We start from the raw sequence: 19600 nt of genomic DNA, 5'->3' as shown, positions 1-19600 counted from the left end.
GCCGTCCGCTCGGCCTGTCCGTCCTGCTCAGCCTCACTCGCAGGAACCTTCATGGGCCGTTGATACCGGTGCCCACGCCCCAAAGACAGCTGCTTCCTCCCACGCTCACCCCTCGGCCCTGGATGGTCGTACCGAACCCGGCAACCAGACGCCGCTGTGCTCGGGGCCCGCGTGGGCGGTCAGCCCGATGTGGACCATCGCTTTCAGTAACGGGTCTCGCGGGCCTCGTATTCCGTGAGTCCCGCTGTCAGTAGAGCAGGGACGAGTGCGTGCAGATACCAGGCGAGGTCGGTGAATTCCAGCACCTGGGGGATGCTCCGACGGTATTGGGGGATAAACGACATCTCCGTGCGCCCGGCACCGAGTTGTCGCGACGTGTGGGTGACCTGAAGGCAACGCTGCCAGGACGAAGCGGAACCGCTGGACCTCCTGGTGGACAGCTTGTGCCTACGAGTGTTGCTCCCACCCGGTTCGGGTGAGTTCGTACTCGACCTCGCCGTGCTCGGATCCCTCGATCGTCGTCGTCCAATTCCCGGTGAAGTTGCGGAGAAACGACAGACCCGCCTTCTCCATCACACGCCTGGATCCCGCGTTGACCGCCATGGTGTTCGCGGTCACCCGCTCCACCCCGAGAGCCGTGAAGCCCATGCGGATCAGGGCTCGCGATCCCTCGGTGGCGTAGCCCCTGCCCCAGGCGGCCTTGTTCAGCCGATAGCCGAGTTCCACCACCGCGGAGTTGTGGTCGTCCAGGGGGCGGAATTCGAACCAGCCCAGGAAGACGCCGGTGTGCTTCTCCTCTGCGGCCCAATAACCGCGGGTCCCGAAGCACGGGTGGTCGTGGAGGAGCCTGGGCAGGGTCTGTGTCCGGATCGCCTCTCGGCTTGTGGGCCGGCCGCCGTTGATGAAGCGCATGACGTCGGGATCGTTGTCCAGTGCGAGCAGGTGATCGACGTCGGCCTCGGTGAACGCTCGCAGCACGAGCCGATCGGTCTCCAGCAAAGTGTTCATCCCGCGATCTTCACCACCGACAGCTGGACCCGCCACCGGATATTCGCAGCAGGCCGGCGAAGTAGTGGTTGTTCATGCCGCGAGGGGCTCGGGGAGTTCCATGGGGCGACCGCGTTCGAAGCGGGCGCGAGCCCTCACGAGGGTTACGAGGTGGGGCGCGTCGACCGCCTGTCAGCGGGTCTGGGCGGACTCGACGCGCTTGAAGACCAAGACGGGCGCGGCGGGCGCGCTGCTCGCTTCCCTGGTGACCTTGGTCCGCAGCCGCACCATCGCCAAGGTCGGCTCAATCGGGTTCTTGGTGCGCAGACGGATCCAGTGCTCTGCGGGATAGCCATACAACGCCACCAGCCCGTCCTCGTCGTCGGTGACCTTCTTGACGGCCTGTAGATGCCGCCACGCCCCTCCGGGCGCGGGCGGTCACGTCCTCCCACAGACCGGCGGAACATGCGCGCAGACGGGATGCCCGAGGGTGCTGCGTACGCAGACGCGGACTCGGCGCTGGCAGCCGAGGAGCGGTCTCGCTCCGAGACAACTTCAGGAGACCACCCGTGCCGGGCGGCCGGGGCGATGCGGTGGGGCTGCCCCGTTCTAGGGGCAGGCTGCGCATGGGTGAACGTGAGAACAGGCCCCGCGCGTACCGGCTCATGCACAGCAGTCGGATCCTGCTCCGGCAGATGGACCACTACCTGCACGGCAAGAACCCCACCGGCTGCTCAGGTCGGGGAGCACATCATCGGTCCACGCGTTGGCCAGTGGCTGATGGTCCCCGGCCGCCCAGCACTCGAAGCGAGCCGCATCCAAGTACTTCAGCCCCGTGCGATGAGTTCCGGGCACCCCACCGGTATGTACTGGTGGGCCTGTCACAGGCCATGAGTAGGTGTTTTTGAACCGGTGAGTGCCGGAATCGGAGGTCGGCGGGAAAACATGCAGGTCACAGGCTGTCCAGCACTATGCTGGGCAACCGGATGAAGGGGATCACCATGATGAACAGCGCCGCAGCAATATCAGTTGAAGTACGCCCTGCCACCCAGGAAGACCACCAGTGGCTGTACGAGCTGCACGAACAAGCGCACAAGGCGTTGGTTGAGCGGGCATACGGGCCGTGGAAGCAGGACCAGCAGCGTGCCTTCTTCGCGCCCGTTGTGAACGACCACGAGGTGTTCATCTTCAGCGATGGCGACCGCGAAGTCGGCGCGGTCTACCTGGGTGAGCGCGACGGTGATGTGTGGCTCGAGCTCGTCGAGATTCTTCCCGAATTCCAGCGCCAGGGTTACGGCACTCATGTTGTGCGCTGGGTTGTGCAACGCGCGAGTGAGCAGGGCACCGGCACGCTTCTTCAAGTCCACCGTTTGAATGAGGACGCCCACCGTCTGTACGTGTCCGAAGGCTTCTCTCCCGCCGGCGAGAACGAGACGCATCATCTGATGCGCAAGTCTGTTCAGAGCTGATACCAACCAGGTCACTGGGCGGAGTGGCGAGTCTGGGACGGCGGTCAGCTGTCGGTGGGGCGGGGCTTCCTCGTCCAGCTGTCGGTGCGGGGGCCTTTGCGGGTCAGGCGCCGCGTCATGAGAGTCATGAATGCCCAGTTCAGGTGGGCTTCGGAGTGTTGCGGGAGTCGTTCGTAGTCCCGGCAGTTGCGGCGGGCGTTCATGATCCAGCCGATCGAACGCTCAACTTTCCAGCGCCTCGGCAGAATCACGAAGCCCTTGGCGCCCTTGGGCCGCAGGACTGGCCGCAGTGACATCCACAGGTGATCGGCACTCCAGGCGGGCAGCAGCTCGCGGGCGTATGCGGAGTCGGCCCAGACCTGGGTGATCTGGGGGTGGGTGAGCCGCAGGCGCCAGAGGATGTCGCGGGCGATGATCTCGTCACGGACTCCGGCGTGTGTCACCGTGATCATCACGGGCAGGCCGAGGGTGTCGACCACGATGTGTCTCTTGCGTCCGTTGATCTTCTTGCCCGCGTCGTAACCGCGGCTGTCCTGGCCGACGGTGGAGGCCCCCTTGACCGACTGGGAGTCGATGATCACGGTCACCGGGAACGGGCAGCGGCCCTTGACGGTGCGGATGGCGCGTCTCAGCTGGTCACGGATGAAGATGATCACTCCGGCCCGGTTCCACCGCCAGTAGAAGCCATAAACGGTCTCCCAGGGCGGGAAGTCCGCGGGCAGAGCCCGCCATTTCGCGCCGTTGTCGACGATGTAGCGAATCGCGTCGACGATCTCGCGCCGCGGCCACTTCTCCGGGTGCCCGCCCGTCTTGGTCTGGCAGGCCGGGAGGGGCAGCAAAGGCTCGAGCAGGTGCCACTCGGCAAGGCTCGTGTCGGACGGATAGCGACGACGGCGCGAAGGCAGGGTCATGGCGGGCTCGGCAAAGGAGGAATCAAGCGGCGGCTGGGGCTATTTGGCCAGTTGGGCGAGGGTCGCGCGGACTCCGGTGAGCTGGGCGATGGCGAGCTGGGCCCATTCGTCGTCAGGGTTGCGGGCCAGGTGCGGGTCGAGCGTCCCCGTGATCATCCGGGTGAGCCGGCCGAGGACCGTCCGGAGCTGCTTCTTCTCGTATTCGATCCAGTCCGCGGGGTCGTCGGAGAACATGTAGCCGTCCTTGCGGGTCCAGATGATCGGGGTGAGGTGTTCGGCCGCGGAGACATCGCGGATGTGCCGGATACCCCGGGTGACCTGCGACTTCTTCAGTCGGGTGGCAGACATGAGCTGGTAGGTGTGCAGGCTGGCGGGTCTGGCTTCCATCAGAGAGACACGGACGAGGTCGCCGTAGTGCTCAGAGAGCGGCCTCGCGGTGCGGCGCACGACTACTCGCCCTTCAACAGGCGCGCGAGCTGGTCATCGAAGGTGAACTCGCCCGACTCCAGGGCTGCCTCGAGCCAGTCGGCCGCAGCCCTCACCCGGCCGATCTGACGCCTCACCGTCTCGCGCTCGTCCTCGGTGAACTCCTGATCGCGTAGCCGTGGCACCAGCCGGCCCAGCGAGGACACATAGGAATGGCAGGAGCCGACCAGGTCCAGGTACTCGATGGTGTGCTCGATCTTGCGGACCGCGGGCGTCCGCTCACGGATGGTCTGCCTGACCTCCTCGGAGTTGTCGAACTGGGCCCGGTTGACCAGCATCCTGGTCGTCGTGTCCCGCATCGCGGAGCGGGCGACTTCCGGCCGGCGCAACAGATCAGCGGTCACCTTCTGCGCGACCTCGGGCTCCCGGGTGAACTCCGCGACCACCCTCGCCTTCTCCTCCGCCGGGACCTGCTCGGCAAGTCCCGGACGCTTGAACAGGTCCGCGGCCACCAGCGTGGCGACCTCCTCGTCCCGGGTGAGGTCAGCGACGGCCTGGGCCTTCTCATCGACCGTCACCGGCCGGTCGACCCGCTGACCGACCAGGCGTTTCGCCGCGTCCGGAGTCCACTGCCGTTTGCCCGTGCGCTGGTTGAAGGGAACGTCCTCGATGGCCGCCCACCGGTCCTCGTCCACGACGATCGAAGCCAGGATGCGGTGAACGGTGAAGGACACCCCCTCTTTTCGTTTCGCCGCCGGCCAGCGGGACGCGGTCCAGCGCCAGTCCTCCACCGTAGAGCGCGCCACCCCGATGTCGTCGGCGAACAGCTGCAGCGATTCCTCGACGGTGAACAGGTCGTCGGTGCCGTTCGGCATCGAGCCGCCCACCGGCCTCATCGGTTCGATCTCCAGGGCCTTCTCACCGAGATGGAACTGAGCCCGAGCAACCTGCGAGATCAACTCACGGGCCTCGGCGACAAGTTGTTCGTAACGAGTCTTGGTGACGTTCCCGACCTTCTCCGCCATGACGGCCACCGCCCCTTCACCCCGGGCAGAAGCCGGCCACCCCGATGGAGCCGGTCACGAGCATGCCGCCCAGGCCGCCTCCAAGATCCCCCGGACTCGACACAAGCGGGCAGAGCGTAAACAGGGGGCGCGCGAAGCACTCGAAGACCGCCCCCGAGCCCACGAAAACCCCAGGTGACAGCAGGTGCCTATGAGGCGTCGCGCGAAAGTGTTTCCGCAACACTCTTCCGCGACGCCTGCCGCTGACGGCAATCACGCACCCGGCACCGCCCGGAGCAGTACACCGCCGACCGCGACCGCTCCACCCCCACCGTCCACGAAGTACCGCACACCGGACAGCGATCCGACTCGCCTTGCAGCATCAGCACCACCGCCTGCCGGGCCCGCTCAAGCCTCCGCCACCGCCGTGACCTGCACCGGCCCGAACAGAACACCGCTGCCGCCGACTTCGTCGGCGGCAGCGGAACCCCACACTCCCGGCAATACCGCCGAACCGTCCCGTCAGAGCCCACAACCCCGATCATCCAGCCGTACACACCCCACGACCAGCGTTCAAAAACACCTACTGAGGAAACCACGCCACGAGGAGAGAACTATGACCGTGACCCGATCGCACGACGAGGCCGCAATCAAGGGTGTCCTGGGAGGCGTCTACCAGGCCTGGGACGCGGGCGACGCCGACGCCTTCGTCGCGGACTACCGGGACGATGCCACCGCGATCCTGCCCGGCTCCTACCGCAGGTCCAAGGAGGACATCCGCGAGAACATGGCCGCCGGCTTCGCGTCCATCCTCAAAGGCAGCACGAGCATCGACAAGCTGGACAGTATCCGTTTCCTGGGCGAGACGGCCGCGGTCGTCGTGAGCGAAACGGGCATCAAGTTCCCGGGCGAGACCGAAGTACCCGCCGAGCGCATCGTGTACGCGACCTGGGTGCTGGAGAAGCGTGACGGCGCCTGGCTGCTCGTGGCCTACCACAACAGCCCGGCCGTTGTGCCGAGCTGACACATGCCCCTCACGGGTTCGCGCTGAGCAGACTGCACCCCGTCCGGTCAGGACGGGGCGCAGTCTCCCACCAGTGTCGATGAGGTATTCGGCCGGTGCAGCCGTCAGGCCCAGCAGGCGCCGCAGCCTTGCCGGACGGCCGAGCACGGGTACCGGGGCGGCTACTGCGAGGGGCTCCCGGTCAACTCCTCCGGAAGCCCGAAGGCGGCGAACACCTCGGCGTCCTGGAACACCGTGTTGCGGCTGATCCCGGCCGCGGTGACGGTGAACACCTGCAGGGTGTGGAGGTGGTAGCCGCCGCCCTCGACTCGCCAGTAGGCCGCCAGCGCGGGCTGGCCGTTGGCTGCGGTCCGCACCATCCGCCAGTCCTTGCACATCGAGAAGACCCAGTCCATGAACGTGCCGTAGTGCTCGCGGCCGATGAACCAGTTGACCATCGGCGGCATCTCCAGCACCACGTCGTGGGTCAGCAATTGCTTGATCGCGGCCACGTCGGCGCGCTCGAAGGCCTCGACGAACCGGTCGATCCGTACGCGTACCTCCTGCTCGGACGGTTCGGCGACCTGATCCTCGGGGGCTCCGGCCTCACGCAGTTGCCCCCGGGCGCGCTGCAGGGCGCTGTTGACCGCCGGCGTCGACATGCCAAGAATCTCTGCCGACTCCGCCGCGGAGAAGTCCAGGACATCGCGCAAAATCAGCGCGCCCCGCTGACGAGCCGAAAGGTGCTGGACCGCCGCGACGAACGCCAGCCGGAGCGAGCCGCGGTCCATCGCGGCCATACCCGGGTCCGCCCCCAGCAGTGCGTCCGGCAAAGGCTGCAGCCAACTCACCTCACCGCGCACCAGCGGCAGGGACGGGTCCTCGCTCGGGGCCACCAGACCCGCCGGCAGGGGACGCCTGCTCCGGCTCTCGAGCGCGGTCAAGCAGACGTTCGTCGCGATGCGGTACAGCCACGTACGGACTGACGCCCGCTCCCGGTCGTACTTGTCCCGGGCCCGCCATGCCCGCAGGTAGGTGTCCTGGACCAGATCCTCAGCATCCTGGACCGATCCCAGCATCCGATAGCAGTGCGCCAGGAGCTCCGACCGGAACGCGTTGATCTGCTGGTCGAAATCCTCTGCGTCGGGCGCCATCGTCCCCTGCCTTTCCGGTGCCACAGCTGCAGCGACAATATCGCAAGGCCAAGGGCCCGCATTCGGCATCTCGGCGTGAAGCGGGTTGTGCTGGTCCCGGTGGTGACCGCGGCTACTGGAGTGGTGAGCCTGATGCTGCAGGACCGGCGGATGCGCCGGTCACGGGCGGGCCGCCGCCAACTGGCCTTCGAGGACGCGACTCGACAGGTGGCCTTCGCCGCCGAATGGTGGAAGGCGAGGCAACTGATTGCCTCCACTCCGGAAAAGCTCCAAGACGCGACCGACGTGGCGCAACGCTGGCTGGATGAGGCATCCGAGCGGGTGACCACAGCCGAGCGAACCCGTACGCGGCTCCAATACGAAGATCGATACGTCGCGATCGCCCCGCTGGCGGACGCCTCGGCCCATCCGCAGGTCAGCGCCGTGACCCCGGCGAACACCGCGACCGGAGTACCGCCGACCAGCAGCATCGTGGCCGATCTGCCGCTGATCGGCACCGGCGTCGACGCGGCCTCGCTGTCCACCGCCACCGTCACGCTGAAGGAGTCCGCCACCGGCGCCGCAGGGTGCCAACGGTCTGTCTTGTGGTGATGTGGGAAACCCCGAACCCGCCCTCACCGTTCCGGATCTACACGTGGTGATGTGCTGTGCACTGTGCACTTTTACCTGTACGCGGTGCTGAGCTGCACTGTTGATGGGGAGTCGAACCCCCGCGTTGCTCTTCACGCGCCAGGAGTGGGACGGGAAACCGCCGGCCCTCGGTGTGTGCACGCCTCCGAAACGACTACCTGCTCCACATCGCCGAACTCTGCCGGCACTGCTCAGTCCAGCAGGTCAACCTCCCAGTTCGTACGCTGGATCCGCACATCAATCTCGCGGATCTCTCGTGCGAGCACATCAGCCTGACCGCGCAGTTCCGCGACCGGAAGCGCGGAGAGCATCATGAGCTCGGACCGGAGTTGCCGACCGTACCCGCGCTCGCCCGTACCCGCTGCCGCATCCGCCGCCGCGGTGACCACCGAGTGACGCAGCCGCAGCACATCGCGGCGCGCGAGCGCATCGGTAAGTGTGCCGTCCTGGCCCATATCCGCCGCGGCGTTGGTCCGGTTGATCCGGCGGATCAGTGCTTCGAGGCTGTGCAGCACCTCCCCGGCTTCGGCCAGCAATTGGGCCGCATTCTCGGCGGGCGTCTCGCCTTCCTGGTACCGCGCACTGCTGACGACGCGCGCTCGCAGTTGTTCCACCCGACGCGTCGCTTCTGCGCGTTCCGCCAGTGCCTCAGCAAGCTTCACTGTCCCACCTCCAGTCCTCGTAATTCCGGCAGAAGCATACGGATACGAACCCGCTGAACACACCGGGTTTCTTTCGCTCGCCGGGTACCTGCTGCTGAACTACGACGCCACCTCCGCCATCGAATGCGTCAGCTTGTGCCTGGCCCAGCTGCGCCACACCGCTGACCGCATGGCCCGGGCGTAGCGAAACGAGGTCGGCGTCAGCGGCCGCCGGGCCCCAGCGGCCGCCGGGCCCCGGCCTCCTCGGTCACCTCCAACACACCGATCCGCGGGGTCACTTCGATGGCTGGGCCATGGGAGCCCGTCCCATGGCCCGGATGGCCTGAAGGTCGTTCGCGAGGACCATCACCACACACCACCTGGCGGGCTTCACCGCGCGACTGCGACCGCTCCCACGGCGACCGCCGACACTCCGATGATCAGGGCTACGACGCTGAAGACCATCTCGGATGTGCGGGAACGGTGTTCGGACGCGAGGTCCGGGGTGAAGACGGCCGGGTCGTCGGGCGTGTAGTGGATCGTGACGTCCCTGCCGTACGAGTTCGTCGGGTCCGGCAGACCATCGGCGCAGTAGGCGGTGACCGACGTGCCCTCGTGGGTGGTGAAGGCGACGACCGGCGTGTGGCTGGTGGAGGTGTGGCCATCGTCGTCGGTACTGGTGTCCGTGAGTACCGCGATGACACGGCCCTCAACGGCGGTCCGGGAGGTCAGCGCCGCGATACGTCGGCTCGCCGCACGTGCGTTCTGGGGCACGTAGCAAGCGCCGGATACGGTCCAGGGCACGCCGGAGCCGAGCAGGGCCCACGGCCAGCCCCAGTCGATCGCGGCGACTGCCACCAGCCCGGCGTACACCAGGAAAACGGCGAAGTTCGGCCATGCGCGGCCGTGCCGGTTTGCCCAGAGGTCGATGGTGAACCGATAGGCGTGCGGTCTCCCGCGCGGGTAGCGGACGCCGATCTCCCGGCCCGTCCAGGCAGTGGAGATCCGGTCGCCGTGCTCACCGTCGTTGGTCACGGTGAACTCCTGCCCGGTGGACGGGTCGTGGAAGGAGACGACCACGGGTATCCCGTCGCGCTGGGAGCTTCCCTGCCGGGGTTCCCTTACCCGCTCGATCCGTCCCATGACCCGGACCGTGCGCTGGGCCCGGGTCACCCCGGCCAGCGACATGCCGTATCCCAGTAGCGCCATCGTGCCGAACGCCGCGCACCACAACACCAGATATCCGTGCCAGCCCATATGTCCTTCTCCTGCCACTCTTGGGCCCCCTGCCGAGCACACCGCTGCCGGCCCGGAGCAGGGTGCGGAAGGTCGGTCGACGACGAAGCACGGTCACCTCGAAGCGCTGCGGCTTGGCGCAGCAGGGGCGCTTGTTCGCCTGCGGATACGGCCAAGTCCTGCGGTCAGCGTGCCGGGGTGCGCCGCACCACCTTGCCCCGTCCGTCCGCCTCCAGCGAAGCCGCACCGTCGGCGCCGGTCACGCCGACCCTGATGGTGAGGGAACCGGTGAGGCGGTAGGCGGTGATCTGCCAGGTCTGCGGGGAACGGACACCGAGGGTGGTGGCCTCATCGACCAGGGCGGGGAAGCGTGCGTAGGGCAGGGAACGCGGGTCGAACTGAGGGGCCTGCGTGCCGGTGGGCGCGAACACCACCGACAGCAGGCGTTCCTGCACGACGACGGTGAGTGCCGGGCGCGTGCCCTTGCCCTTGGTGAGGGCGTCGATGGCCCGGCGCAGTTCTCCCTTGTCGAGAAACGACTGGTCCGGCCCGAGGGCGACTGTGGCGGACGCCGACGACACCACCGTGGTCGACGACGTGGAGGAGACCGACGGCCGAGCGGAGGAGGGCGGCCGCGCGGAGGCGTCCTGGGCGAACAGGTCCGCGCGGAACAGCAGGATCACGACGGCCGCGCCGAGCAACAGGCCGAGGAGCGTAAGGAATCCGAGGGCGCAGCCCCCCGGTGTCTCGCTCACCATGGCCGGGCCTGGCACCGAGTCGAGGCGGGCCCCGGCCGCCCGGTCCTCCCACTCAGGTGTCGGCCGCTTCACGATCCTCACCCGCCACGGCCGGTCCGGCGGGTACTCGACCACCAGGACCCCACGCGGCCGGTAGTCGGGCAGATCGGCGAGGTTGATGTTCTGCGTGAACTCGACGCGGTACGCCGACGCGTCGTTCGGCGCGACGGTGATATCGAACCGCACCGCTATGTCGCTCGTCGCCTCACCCCCGACGGCCTCAAGGCTCTCGATCATCGCGAGAGCCGTACGGGGTACGACGGCCGCCTCCCTGAGCCGCCGCGGCACACCGGCGAGGAAGAACAGCAGGCCATAGACCACGGACAGACCCAGTCCCGCGAAACACAGCGGCAGGCTTTCGATGATGCAGCCGACGACGAAAGCGGCCAGCGACGTCCCGATCACACCACCCGTCAGAAACCCTCCCGCGAGGGCGCCGGGAGTGGTGCGCGTGGGCAGCGGGCCCGCGGTGATCGTCATACGGGTGATTGTGCCGGGCCCGGGTGACGGCCGGTAGATCTCCGGGTGACCTTCCGTGGGACCACATCCGCACTGCTCACAGCGCAGTTCACCTTCGATGGGATCGCATCCCGAGTCAACGCCCTGTCCGCACTTGCGGAAGTGGCATCGAGGTGCGGCAGCGGGTGCAGGTTGTGACAGGTGCGCGGCGTGGGGCGGGGATACCGCCGGGGCGGCTCGCATCGATCTGAGTAGCGGTACTCATGCCGTACTCCTTCACCGGCGAGACCATGACCGCAGCAGTGGGCGTCGGGGAGGCGGCATGGGGAAAGTCGTGGGTGCGTTCGCGGTTGCGGGGGCGACGGTCGTGGCGCTGGTGATCGCGTACGCCGTGGGGGCGCCGCCCGAGGTCGTACTGGGCGCGGGGGCCGCGGTCCTTGGACTGTTGTGGTTGCTGCTCCTGCTGACCGCGCCATGGAACCTCTGCTTCCGGGCGCATTCGGTCCTGGCGGAGATCGCGCTCAGCAGGGAGAAGGGTCTTAGCGTCGCCGCGGAACGCGATGTCGAGGCCCAGCGGATCGCCCGCATGATGCTGCGGGTCGCCGTCGCGGGCCACGTGGTCACGGCCGCCCTCGTGCTGGCCGCCGGCCTGGCGGCCGGACGAGTCATCGGCTACTGGTGCGCGGGGTTCTTTCTGCTGAGCACCGCCTTCCGGCCTGCAGGAGCCTACTTCGAGCAGCTCAGGCGACGCCTTGGTCTGCTGCTCCGGGACGTGAAGTACCCCCGCGACGACGTGGTCGAGCTGAGGGCGCAGGTCGAGCACGTCCTGGCCGGCATGCGGATCCTGGAGGACAAGGCAGAGGAGCAGTACCGGGCCCTGGCCGAATTGCGCCGTGCTCGCGATGCCTTGACGAACACGGCCTATCAGCGGGCCGATGCAGCCGATGACCGATTCACCGCGCTGGCAAAACAGTTCGAGCAGACAGTGGACCGGCTCACCGACAACGAAGAGATCATCACCGGTCTGAAGGCGTTTCTCCGGCTGCTGCGCTCAGGCCCGGGAGGGGTGCAAGGACCGGTCTGCGCGCGGTGACCACGATCGGCGGCGCCTCATTGAGATGCAGCTGCTCAGGTTCGTGTGGGCTTGTTCGGTCATGCGGATGTGAGCGGGAACTCGTACTTCATGTGGCGTGCGGTGATGTGCAGGCCGGCCAGTGACAGTGCTTGGCGCAGCTCGGTGGCGTCGTCGAATTCCCAGATGGTCAGTTCGGTGACCTGGGGGTGGTTGCGTTTCAGGCGGCTGACGAGTTCCACGATGAGTGCGGCGACTGCGCGCGGGTCGGCGTTCTGGTGGTGGATCGACTCGCCAGCGTTGATGTGGGCCGCGGTCCCGTAGATGCCGGCCGAGACTTCGGCGTCCGACGTCGCCAGTGTGAGGCTCGGTGCAGCAGGTTGCCGGATCTGTACTTCGGGCAGGTCCGCAGGGGGCCGCCAGGTGGCCGGTCGGACACTCCAGGTACGGGCGTATTCGCTGTGTCCGTGGGCGTCGAGTGCGGTCGCGGCCTGTCCGTCGGGACCGGTGTCCGGACCGCTCCACCGCAGGAGGAGGTAGCCGGCGGTACGAGCTTCTTGGGCCGCCCGTCGGTACAGCCCCTCGACCATTTCGGACTCCTCGGCAGACGGCGGGAGCAGGTCGGAGTGGCCGGTTTCGATACGGCGGGCCTCGCGTGGCACGTAAAGTGCCTGCACATGCGCGGCCCGCGCGCCTGCCGGCTCCTCCTCAAACACCCATGCCCAGCCCAGCAGCGCACCGTTGCGGCGTGCCACAGCCGAGCCGACGGTGCGGGGCCGGTGCTCGCCTTCGGTCAGATCCGGAGCAGGCCTGCCGACTGCTGCGAACAGTTCGTTCGACAGCCGCTCTTCCCCATCCGGTCGGCCGTCCCACTCAAAGGACATTTCGGAACTCATGTCCGGAGGCTATGACCTGGCAGCTGGAGCACACGGGAACGGTGGCAGGCGACACCCAGATCCATAACCGCATTGACCACGGCTCCCCCGCCGACCGACTGGCCGCGTTCGAGTGGACGATCTGCCGGCGGAGGCACTCCGGCGACTGCGGAGTCAGCGGGCGTAAGCGCCGCAGAGTGCCCGCCACGGGACAGGACTTGCCACCCGCTCCGAGGCCGTCGCGACCCTCGCAACATCAACGAGTCGCTGGGACCGGCGCATTCGGCTTGGGTGCGGATCCTCTGAAGTGGTGGTCGGGGTCAGGCGACGGCGCCAAAGCCGTCCTGACCCTCCTCGTCGAATGGCCGGGGGCGCGCTCGCCCGCACCCCCGGCCATTGTCCGAACCAGACCGGTTACGACGGAGTGATCCGAGTCGGCCACTGTGTCGTACTGTCTGCGACCCCTCCTACTGTGTGGGGCAGTCCTCGGCCGTCTTGACCACACCGACGCTGACCGCGTTGGTCATGGCCTCGCCCGGGGCTGGTGATTGGGTGCAAACCTTCCACTGCGCAGGCCACTGCACAGGACGCTGGGACCCGCTCAGGTCCGTCATCTCGACGTTCGTCCCGGCATCGACAGATTGCAGGACGGCCGCGGCGGACTGGCCGCGGAAATCAGGCACTGGCGCGGCAGCAGCTTGCGCCTGGCCGGCAAGGGCCAGAGTGGACGCTACCAGCACCGCAATGGTCATGATCTTCTTCATGGCCGGTGAACGATCGTCCCTGAGCAGTGGTCACGATCCACGTGAATGAATCGCCCACCTGAGCTTGTCCTCTGACTGCTGCATTCCGCGCCCCCTTGTTGCCTGCACAGCCGGAACGGCTGCGCCAAGAGTGTGCTGCCGCACGAGTGTGTTCAACCTGTCGGCAGTCCGTTGCCGCGCCTGTTCGCCACCCCGGGAAGCGCCGTCGCGCCTCAATGCACTCCAGCCATACCTACTGACCAGCGAGCCCGCCGGCTCACTGCCGGCGGTGCGCAACGAGCACGGCATACCCGGGCGCATCGCGATCAGCGGGCACCCGGCCAGATGCCGTTCAGCCCGCAACATGCCCTGCCTCACCAGGCGTTGCGGCTCTCAAGGTGTTCCCGGGGGTCTCCGTACGTTCAACTCCTTGCGAGCGCAGCCCTTTTTGCACCCTTCTTGGTTTCAGCTCTTGACGGCTTTGGTGCAGACCTTTAGGTTCCTGCTCGCCACAGTTTCACCAGTGCACTCGCTGTTCATCAGTATGAACAACTGTGCGACTCCGTACGCAGGATCAACACCGAGCACACCCCCATCGCCGGCCTCCCATGAAGGGCTGTGATCCTCCGATGACCGGACTCAGACCGTCCCTCACGCGTTCCACCGTGATACGCGGCGCGCTCACCACCGCGCTGCTCGCGTTCTCCGCCGGTGTCTTCGGCGCCGCACCCGCCTCCGCCGCCACCGGCACCATCACGGGCCTGGCGGGCAAGTGCCTCGACGTGGCCGGGGCGAGCTCCGCGAACGGCACGGCCGTACAGCTCTACGACTGCAACGGCACCGCCGCCCAGCAGTGGACGGTCGGATCCGACGGGACGATCAAGGCTCTCGGCAAGTGCCTCGACGTCACCGGAAATTCCACGGTTAACGGGGCCAGGCTCCAGCTGTGGGACTGTTCGGGCGGCGCCAATCAGAAGTGGTCGGTCTCCGCAGCCCGCGACATCGTCAACCCCCAGTCCAACAAGTGCGCCGACGTCACCGGCAACACCTCGGCGAACGCCACCCCTGTACAGATCTGGACCTGCACCGGAGCCGCCAACCAGAAGTGGACCGCGCCCACCGGTGGCGGCACGACTCCCGCCTCGCCGATGGCCGTCGCCCCGTACCTCTACAACGGCTGGGGCAACCCGCCGAGCCCGACCACGGTCATGAACGCGACCGGCGTCAAGTGGTTCACCCTCGCCTTCGTGCTCAGCAACGGCTACTGCAATCCGCAGTGGGACGGCGGCCGTGCGCTGACCGGCGGCGTCGACCAGCAGACGGTCACCACGGTGCGGGCGAACGGCGGCGACATCATCCCGTCCTTCGGCGGCTACAGCGGCAACAAGCTGGAGAGCTCCTGCTCCAGCGCCGGGGAGCTGGCGGGCGCGTACCAGAAGGTCATCAACGCGTACGGGCTGAAGGCGATCGACATCGACATCGAGGCCGACGCGTACAGCAATCCGACGGTCCAGCAGCGCACCGTGGACGCGCTCAAGACCGTCAAGGCCAGCAACCCGGGCATCAAGGTGTACGTCACCATCGGCACGGGGCAGTCGGGCCCCGACACGAGCCTCATCAACCGGGCCGCGAACTCCGGTCTGAGTGTGGACAGTTGGACGATCATGCCGTTCGACTTCGGCGGCGCGGGGCAGAACATGGGCACGCTCACCCAGCGGGCCGCCGAGGGCCTCAAGACGGCCCTCAAGAACGCCTACGGCTACACCGACGACCAGGCGTACCGGGACATGGGCATCTCCTCCATGAACGGGATCACCGACCAGAACGAAACGGTCACCGTCGCCGACTTCCAGACCATCCTCGCGTACGCGCAGCAGCACCATCTGGCGCGGCTGACGTTCTGGTCGGTCAACCGGGATCGCCCCTGCACCGGCGGCGTCGCCGACAGCTGCTCGGGCGTGTCCCAGAGCAACTGGCAGTTCACCAACGTCTTCGCCCAGTACACCGGCTGACGGACGCACTCCGCCCCTCCCCCCACCGATCACCACAGGAGAAATCCGTGCCCAGATCCACGCTCAGACGGAAGCGACTGTCCGGCCATCACCGGATACCAAGGATTCTGACCCTGTTCGCGCTCGTGGCGACCACCGTGACCGGCATCGAGTTCGCCTCGCAGAGCTCGGCGAGCGCGCAGACCGCTGCGGCCGCCGCGATACCGACCGGGTACACCACCGTGGTCAACAAGGGCAGCGGCAAGTGTGTCGACGCCCGCTCGGCCGCGAGTGCCGACGGCACCGCCGTCCAGCAGTACGCGTGCAACGGCAGCACCGCCCAGAACTGGCAACTGGTCGCCACCAGCGGCGGCTACTACCGCGTGAACAGCAATCTGGACGGCACAAAGGCCTGGGACGTCACCGGCGTATCCACCGCCGATTCCGCACCCGTCCAGCTGTGGACGTACTCCAGCGGCAACAACCAGCAGTGGCAGCCCGTCGCCGAGACAGACGGCGCCTACCACTTCGTCAACCGCAACAGCGGGAAGTGCCTGGACCTCCCCGCCGCCTCCACCGCGGACAGCGTGCAGCTGGCGCAGTACACCTGCAACGGCACCGCCGCGCAGTCCTTCACCCTGGGCGGCGGCACCACGAACCCGCCGGGCACTCCGGACTTCGGCCCCAACGTGACGGTGTTCGACCCGTCGATGTCGGCCTCCAGCATCCAGTCCAAACTGGACTCGGTCTTCGCCCAGCAGCAGACCAACCAGTTCGGCTCGGCCCGCCAGGCCCTGCTGTTCAAGCCCGGTACCTACAGCGCCAACGCCAACGTCGGCTTCTACACGCAGGTCGCCGGCCTGGGCTTCTCACCGGACAACGTGACCATCAACGGTGCCGTGCACGCGGAGGCCGACTGGTTCCAGGGCAACGCCACCCAGAACTTCTGGCGCGACGCCGAGAACCTGTCGGTCAACCCCACGGGCGGCACCGACCGCTGGGCCGTCTCCCAGGCCGCCCCGTACCGGCGCATGCACGTGCGCGGCAACCTCGCGCTCGACGACGGCGGCTGGTCCAGCGGCGGCTTCATCTCCGACACCAAGGTCGACGGGCAGATCCAGTCCGGCTCCCAGCAGCAGTTCCTCACCCGTAACTCCCAGATGGGCAGCTGGTCCGGTTCCAACTGGAACATGGTCTTCGTCGGCGACCAGGGCGCGCCCGCCCAGTCCTTCCCGACGTACACCAATGTCGCCAGCTCGCCGACGATCCGTGAGAAGCCGTTCCTGTACGTCGACAGCGCGGGCGCCTACCAGGTGTTCGTGCCCGGGCTGCAGTCCAACGCCGTCGGCACCACCTGGAGCGGGAAGACCCCGGCGGGCAAGTCCCTGCCGATCGACCAGTTCTACATCGTCAAGCCCGGCGCCACCGCGGCCGACATGAACTCAGCACTCGCGGCGGGCAAGAACCTGCTGGTCACCCCGGGCGTCTACCACCTCAACCAGACGATCAACATCACGCGCCCCGACACGGTGGTGCTGGGCATGGGCCTGGCCACCTTCGTGCCGGACGGCGGGATCACCGCGATCAGCACCGCCGATGTGGACGGCATCGAGCTGGCGGGCCTGCTGGTCGACGCGGGCACCACCAACTCCCAGACGCTGGTGCAGATCGGCCCGTCCGGTTCGTCCGCCGCCCACGCGGCCGACCCGACGCAGCTGTCCGACGTCTTCATCCGGATCGGCGGCGCCACCGTCGGCAAGGCGACCAACTCGCTGGTGATCAACAGCGCCAACACGATCATTGACCACACCTGGATCTGGCGGGCCGACCACGGCAACGGCGGCACGGTCGGCTGGACCGCCAACACGGCGGACACCGGGCTGGTGGTCAACGGCGCCAACGTGACCGCGTACGGCCTGTTCGTCGAGCATTTCCAGAAGACGCAGGTCATCTGGAACGGCAACGGCGGCAGAACGTACTTCTTCCAGAACGAGATGCCCTACGACCCGCCGAACCAGGCCTCCTGGATGAACGGCACCGGGAAGGGCTATCCCGCCTACAAGGTCGCCTCCTCCGTCACCAGCCACGAGGCGTGGGGGCTGGGCAGCTACTGCTACTTCAGCGCCAACTCGAGCGTGGTCGCCGATCGCGCCTTCGAGGTGCCGAACGTGTCGGGGGTCAAGTTCCACGACATGGTGACCGTCTCGCTGGGCGGTGTCGGCACCATCAGCCACATCATCAACAGCACCGGAGGGCCGTCCAACTCCAGTACGAACGTCGCCTACCTCACCAACTATCCGTAACCTGCACGGAAAAAGTCGATCGGCAGACGTACGCCGGCAGATCTGGGCCCGCCCGGGCGGCATCACCCGCCGCCCGGGCCGGCACGGTGGCGACGCCGTTTCAGGTACTCGCGCTCTGACGGACTGCCTCTCCGAACTCCTCGAATCGTGCCGGGTCCTGGTAGACCGCGTCGAGCGCGAGATAGGCGCCGCCACGGGCCGCGGCCGCGAATCCCAGCTCGGAGAGCCGCACTTCGCACCCGCCGGCGTCCGGCGCCATCACCCGCTCGCGGACCACCTCCCGGACACGGTCCAGCATGAGCTGTCCGATGTGGGTGAAGTATCCGCCGAGGACCACCACCCGGGGATTGAGTACGTCGGCCAGCAGGGCGACGCCCAGCCCAAGGTCCTCCGCCACGCGCGCCAGCGCCTCGCGGGTGCGCGCGTCACCGTCAAGCGCGCGGCGGCGCAGCTCCTCCAGGCGGCTCTCCAGCTCGACGGCCGGGTCGTGGATCCAGTCGTCGTCGGCGGCGGCCAGCCGCAGGATCGCGTCCAGCCCGACCATCGCCTCCCAGCATCCGCGCCGGCCGCAGGCGCATGGGCGGCGCTCCGGGTCGAGGGGCATGTGGCCGACCTCGCCGGCGAATCCGGTGGACCCGCGCAGCAGCCGGCCGTCGCTGATGATGCCGGCGCCGATGCCGCGCTCGCCGGTGATGCACACCATGTCGTGCACGTCCGAACCCTGCGCCTGTACGTACTCGGCGAGGGCGCCGAGCTTGGCGTCGTTCTCGACGGCGAGACGCGGCAACCTCTGCTCCAGGCGCCGGCGGAGTCCGTCGGCGACCGCCACTCCGCGCCAGCCGATGGCGGACGCGTACTCGACGGTGCCTGCGGCGGTGTCGATGACGCCGGGCACCGCGAGCGTGAGGCCTACGGGGCGGATGCCGTCGCGGCCGAGCGCGGTGAGGGAGGCGCGGATCGCCTGTGCGGTGAGGTCGAGGACTTCCTCCTCACCCGCCTCGGCGACCGCGACGGCGACGCGGTGCTGGTGGACTGTGTCGCCGCTCAGGGTGAGGGCGAGGACCTGGACGTAACTGGTGCTGATCTCCACGCCGATGCCGCAGAGTCCGCGGCCGTCGATCCGGACCAGGGTGCCGGGGCGGCCCACGGCGCCCTCGCGCTGTGCGGATCCTTCGCTGATCAGGCCGTGGGCGACCAGTTCGGCGACGAGCGTGGTGACGGTCGGCTTGGGCAGGCCGGTGTCGACGGCGATCTGTGCGCGTGAGCGAGGGCCGGAGTCCCGCAGGATCCGCAGCACCACACCGAGGTTGGTGCGCCGGATGGACCCTCGGTCCCGGGACCGGGAGGGACCGGCGGAGGCGGCGTACATAGGAGTCGCCGCACGAAGGTCGGTCACTGCGTCCTCATCTCTGGGCGGGGCTGTCCGCACCTTCATGATGCCAAGCCGGGGGCGCGGGCATCAGAGGCGGGACGATCTTCGTCATCTGTCTTGACAGCCTTTGAGTTAATTAGGATTCTATCCAAACTAATTGGCATGTCGCTCTGCCTCTGCACTCCGCACCTCCACCCCCGCCCTGGGCTCCTCCCCTGTCCGACAGGCAGCCCAGGCAAGAGAGGAGTATCAGTGTCATTCCGTACCAGAACGAGGACCGCCGGCGCGCTCGCCGCCACTGCCGCCGTCCTGTTCGGCGCACTGGCCACCGCCCCGGCCTCCGCCTCGGACTCCGCCCGGGCCCCCTCCCCCGGCGACTTCACCGTCTCCATCGGCGCCAAGGGCCCCTGGACCAACCCCGACGACACCCCGTCCGCGACGTACATCGACAAGAACGGCGCGTTCTACTACCAGTCGGCCCACTCCCTGTACGGGGCGAACGACCCGCGCAAGTGGACGTTCTACAC

General features: G+C 67.8%; 17 protein-coding genes and 2 pseudogenes. 7 read left to right on the top strand and 12 right to left on the bottom strand.

Annotation, left to right across the window (positions count from 1 at the left end; all coding sequences use genetic code 11):
• Positions 1–447: 447 nt before the first annotated feature.
• Both J0695_RS06570 and J0695_RS46245 read right to left on the bottom strand, forming a co-directional pair.
• Complete coding sequence (locus J0695_RS06570) at positions 448–1008, bottom strand: GNAT family N-acetyltransferase (RefSeq protein ID WP_206960888.1); 561 nt, start codon at positions 1006–1008, stop codon at positions 448–450.
• A 72-nt stretch (positions 1009–1080) separates the two neighbouring features.
• Positions 1081–1392 (bottom strand): annotated as a pseudogene (locus J0695_RS46245) (IS256 family transposase); the annotation flags it as partial.
• A 581-nt stretch (positions 1393–1973) separates the two neighbouring features.
• Between J0695_RS46245 and J0695_RS06560 the strand changes: the two are divergent.
• The gene (locus tag J0695_RS06560) at positions 1974–2456 is read left to right on the top strand and encodes a GNAT family N-acetyltransferase (RefSeq protein WP_206960887.1); all 483 of its coding nucleotides are present in this window, start codon (positions 1974–1976) and stop codon (positions 2454–2456) included.
• Positions 2457–2500: 44 nt separating this feature from the next.
• Here J0695_RS06560 and J0695_RS06555 read toward each other — a convergent pair whose 3' ends face one another.
• The 3 genes from J0695_RS06555 to J0695_RS06545 all read right to left on the bottom strand — a co-directional run bounded on the left by J0695_RS06555 (position 2501) and on the right by J0695_RS06545 (position 4818).
• The gene (locus J0695_RS06555; RefSeq protein ID WP_206960886.1) at positions 2501–3367 is read right to left on the bottom strand and encodes an IS5 family transposase; all 867 of its coding nucleotides are present in this window, start codon (positions 3365–3367) and stop codon (positions 2501–2503) included.
• 39 nt (positions 3368–3406) lie between these two features.
• A complete protein-coding gene (locus J0695_RS43715) occupies positions 3407–3715 on the bottom strand; it encodes a hypothetical protein (RefSeq protein WP_242552292.1) in 309 nt (102 codons plus the stop codon).
• A gap of 101 nt (positions 3716–3816) precedes the next feature.
• A complete protein-coding gene (locus tag J0695_RS06545) occupies positions 3817–4818 on the bottom strand; it encodes a DUF6192 family protein (protein WP_206960885.1) in 1002 nt (333 codons plus the stop codon).
• 595 nt (positions 4819–5413) lie between these two features.
• On the opposite strand from J0695_RS06545, the gene J0695_RS06540 reads away from it, so the two are divergent.
• Positions 5414–5821, top strand: a complete 408-nt coding sequence (locus J0695_RS06540; RefSeq protein ID WP_206960884.1) for an SgcJ/EcaC family oxidoreductase — start codon at positions 5414–5416, stop codon at positions 5819–5821.
• A gap of 161 nt (positions 5822–5982) precedes the next feature.
• Here J0695_RS06540 and J0695_RS06535 read toward each other — a convergent pair whose 3' ends face one another.
• Complete coding sequence (locus tag J0695_RS06535; RefSeq protein WP_277989947.1) at positions 5983–7023, bottom strand: sigma-70 family RNA polymerase sigma factor; 1041 nt, start codon at positions 7021–7023, stop codon at positions 5983–5985.
• A gap of 63 nt (positions 7024–7086) precedes the next feature.
• On the opposite strand from J0695_RS06535, the gene J0695_RS06530 reads away from it, so the two are divergent.
• A complete protein-coding gene (locus J0695_RS06530) occupies positions 7087–7545 on the top strand; it encodes an Ig-like domain-containing domain (RefSeq protein WP_242552297.1) in 459 nt (152 codons plus the stop codon).
• Positions 7546–7775: 230 nt separating this feature from the next.
• Here J0695_RS06530 and J0695_RS06525 read toward each other — a convergent pair whose 3' ends face one another.
• The 3 genes from J0695_RS06525 to J0695_RS06515 all read right to left on the bottom strand — a co-directional run bounded on the left by J0695_RS06525 (position 7776) and on the right by J0695_RS06515 (position 10738).
• Positions 7776–8246 carry a DIP1984 family protein gene (locus J0695_RS06525; RefSeq protein ID WP_206960881.1) on the bottom strand — a complete coding sequence of 157 codons (471 nt, stop codon included), beginning with the start codon at positions 8244–8246 and terminating at the stop codon, positions 7776–7778.
• A gap of 369 nt (positions 8247–8615) precedes the next feature.
• Positions 8616–9482, bottom strand: coding sequence for a DUF3592 domain-containing protein (locus tag J0695_RS06520; protein WP_206960880.1), 867 nt, complete (start codon positions 9480–9482; stop codon positions 8616–8618).
• Positions 9483–9646: 164 nt separating this feature from the next.
• Positions 9647–10738, bottom strand: coding sequence for a hypothetical protein (locus J0695_RS06515; protein ID WP_206960879.1), 1092 nt, complete (start codon positions 10736–10738; stop codon positions 9647–9649).
• A 346-nt stretch (positions 10739–11084) separates the two neighbouring features.
• On the opposite strand from J0695_RS06515, the gene J0695_RS06510 reads away from it, so the two are divergent.
• Positions 11085–11810 (top strand): hypothetical protein, encoded by a 726-nt coding sequence (locus J0695_RS06510; protein ID WP_307798452.1) that lies wholly within the window; start codon positions 11085–11087, stop codon positions 11808–11810.
• A 59-nt stretch (positions 11811–11869) separates the two neighbouring features.
• Here the strand turns inward: J0695_RS06510 and J0695_RS06505 are convergent, their stop codons facing one another.
• Positions 11870–12685, bottom strand: coding sequence for a hypothetical protein (locus J0695_RS06505; protein WP_206960877.1), 816 nt, complete (start codon positions 12683–12685; stop codon positions 11870–11872).
• Positions 12686–13131: 446 nt separating this feature from the next.
• Complete coding sequence (locus J0695_RS06500; RefSeq protein ID WP_206960876.1) at positions 13132–13428, bottom strand: hypothetical protein; 297 nt, start codon at positions 13426–13428, stop codon at positions 13132–13134.
• Between the two features lie 608 nt (positions 13429–14036).
• Here J0695_RS06500 and J0695_RS06495 point away from each other — a divergent pair.
• Positions 14037–15419 (top strand): ricin-type beta-trefoil lectin domain protein, encoded by a 1383-nt coding sequence (locus J0695_RS06495; protein ID WP_206960875.1) that lies wholly within the window; start codon positions 14037–14039, stop codon positions 15417–15419.
• Between the two features lie 125 nt (positions 15420–15544).
• Positions 15545–17701 carry an RICIN domain-containing protein gene (locus tag J0695_RS06490; protein WP_206960874.1) on the top strand — a complete coding sequence of 719 codons (2157 nt, stop codon included), beginning with the start codon at positions 15545–15547 and terminating at the stop codon, positions 17699–17701.
• A gap of 100 nt (positions 17702–17801) precedes the next feature.
• Here J0695_RS06490 and J0695_RS06485 read toward each other — a convergent pair whose 3' ends face one another.
• Positions 17802–19097: an ROK family transcriptional regulator gene (locus tag J0695_RS06485; protein ID WP_206960873.1), complete on the bottom strand. Its 1296-nt coding sequence runs from the start codon at positions 19095–19097 to the stop codon at positions 17802–17804.
• Between the two features lie 228 nt (positions 19098–19325).
• On the opposite strand from J0695_RS06485, the pseudogene J0695_RS06480 reads away from it, so the two are divergent.
• Positions 19326–19600 (top strand): annotated as a pseudogene (locus J0695_RS06480) (RICIN domain-containing protein); the annotation flags it as partial.

The organism is Streptomyces beijiangensis, from assembly GCF_017315755.1.
Taxonomy (GTDB): Bacteria; Actinomycetota; Actinomycetes; order Streptomycetales; family Streptomycetaceae; genus Streptomyces; species Streptomyces beijiangensis.
Note: the sequence above shows the minus strand (reverse complement) of the source record. Positions and strands in the feature narration are given on the sequence as shown.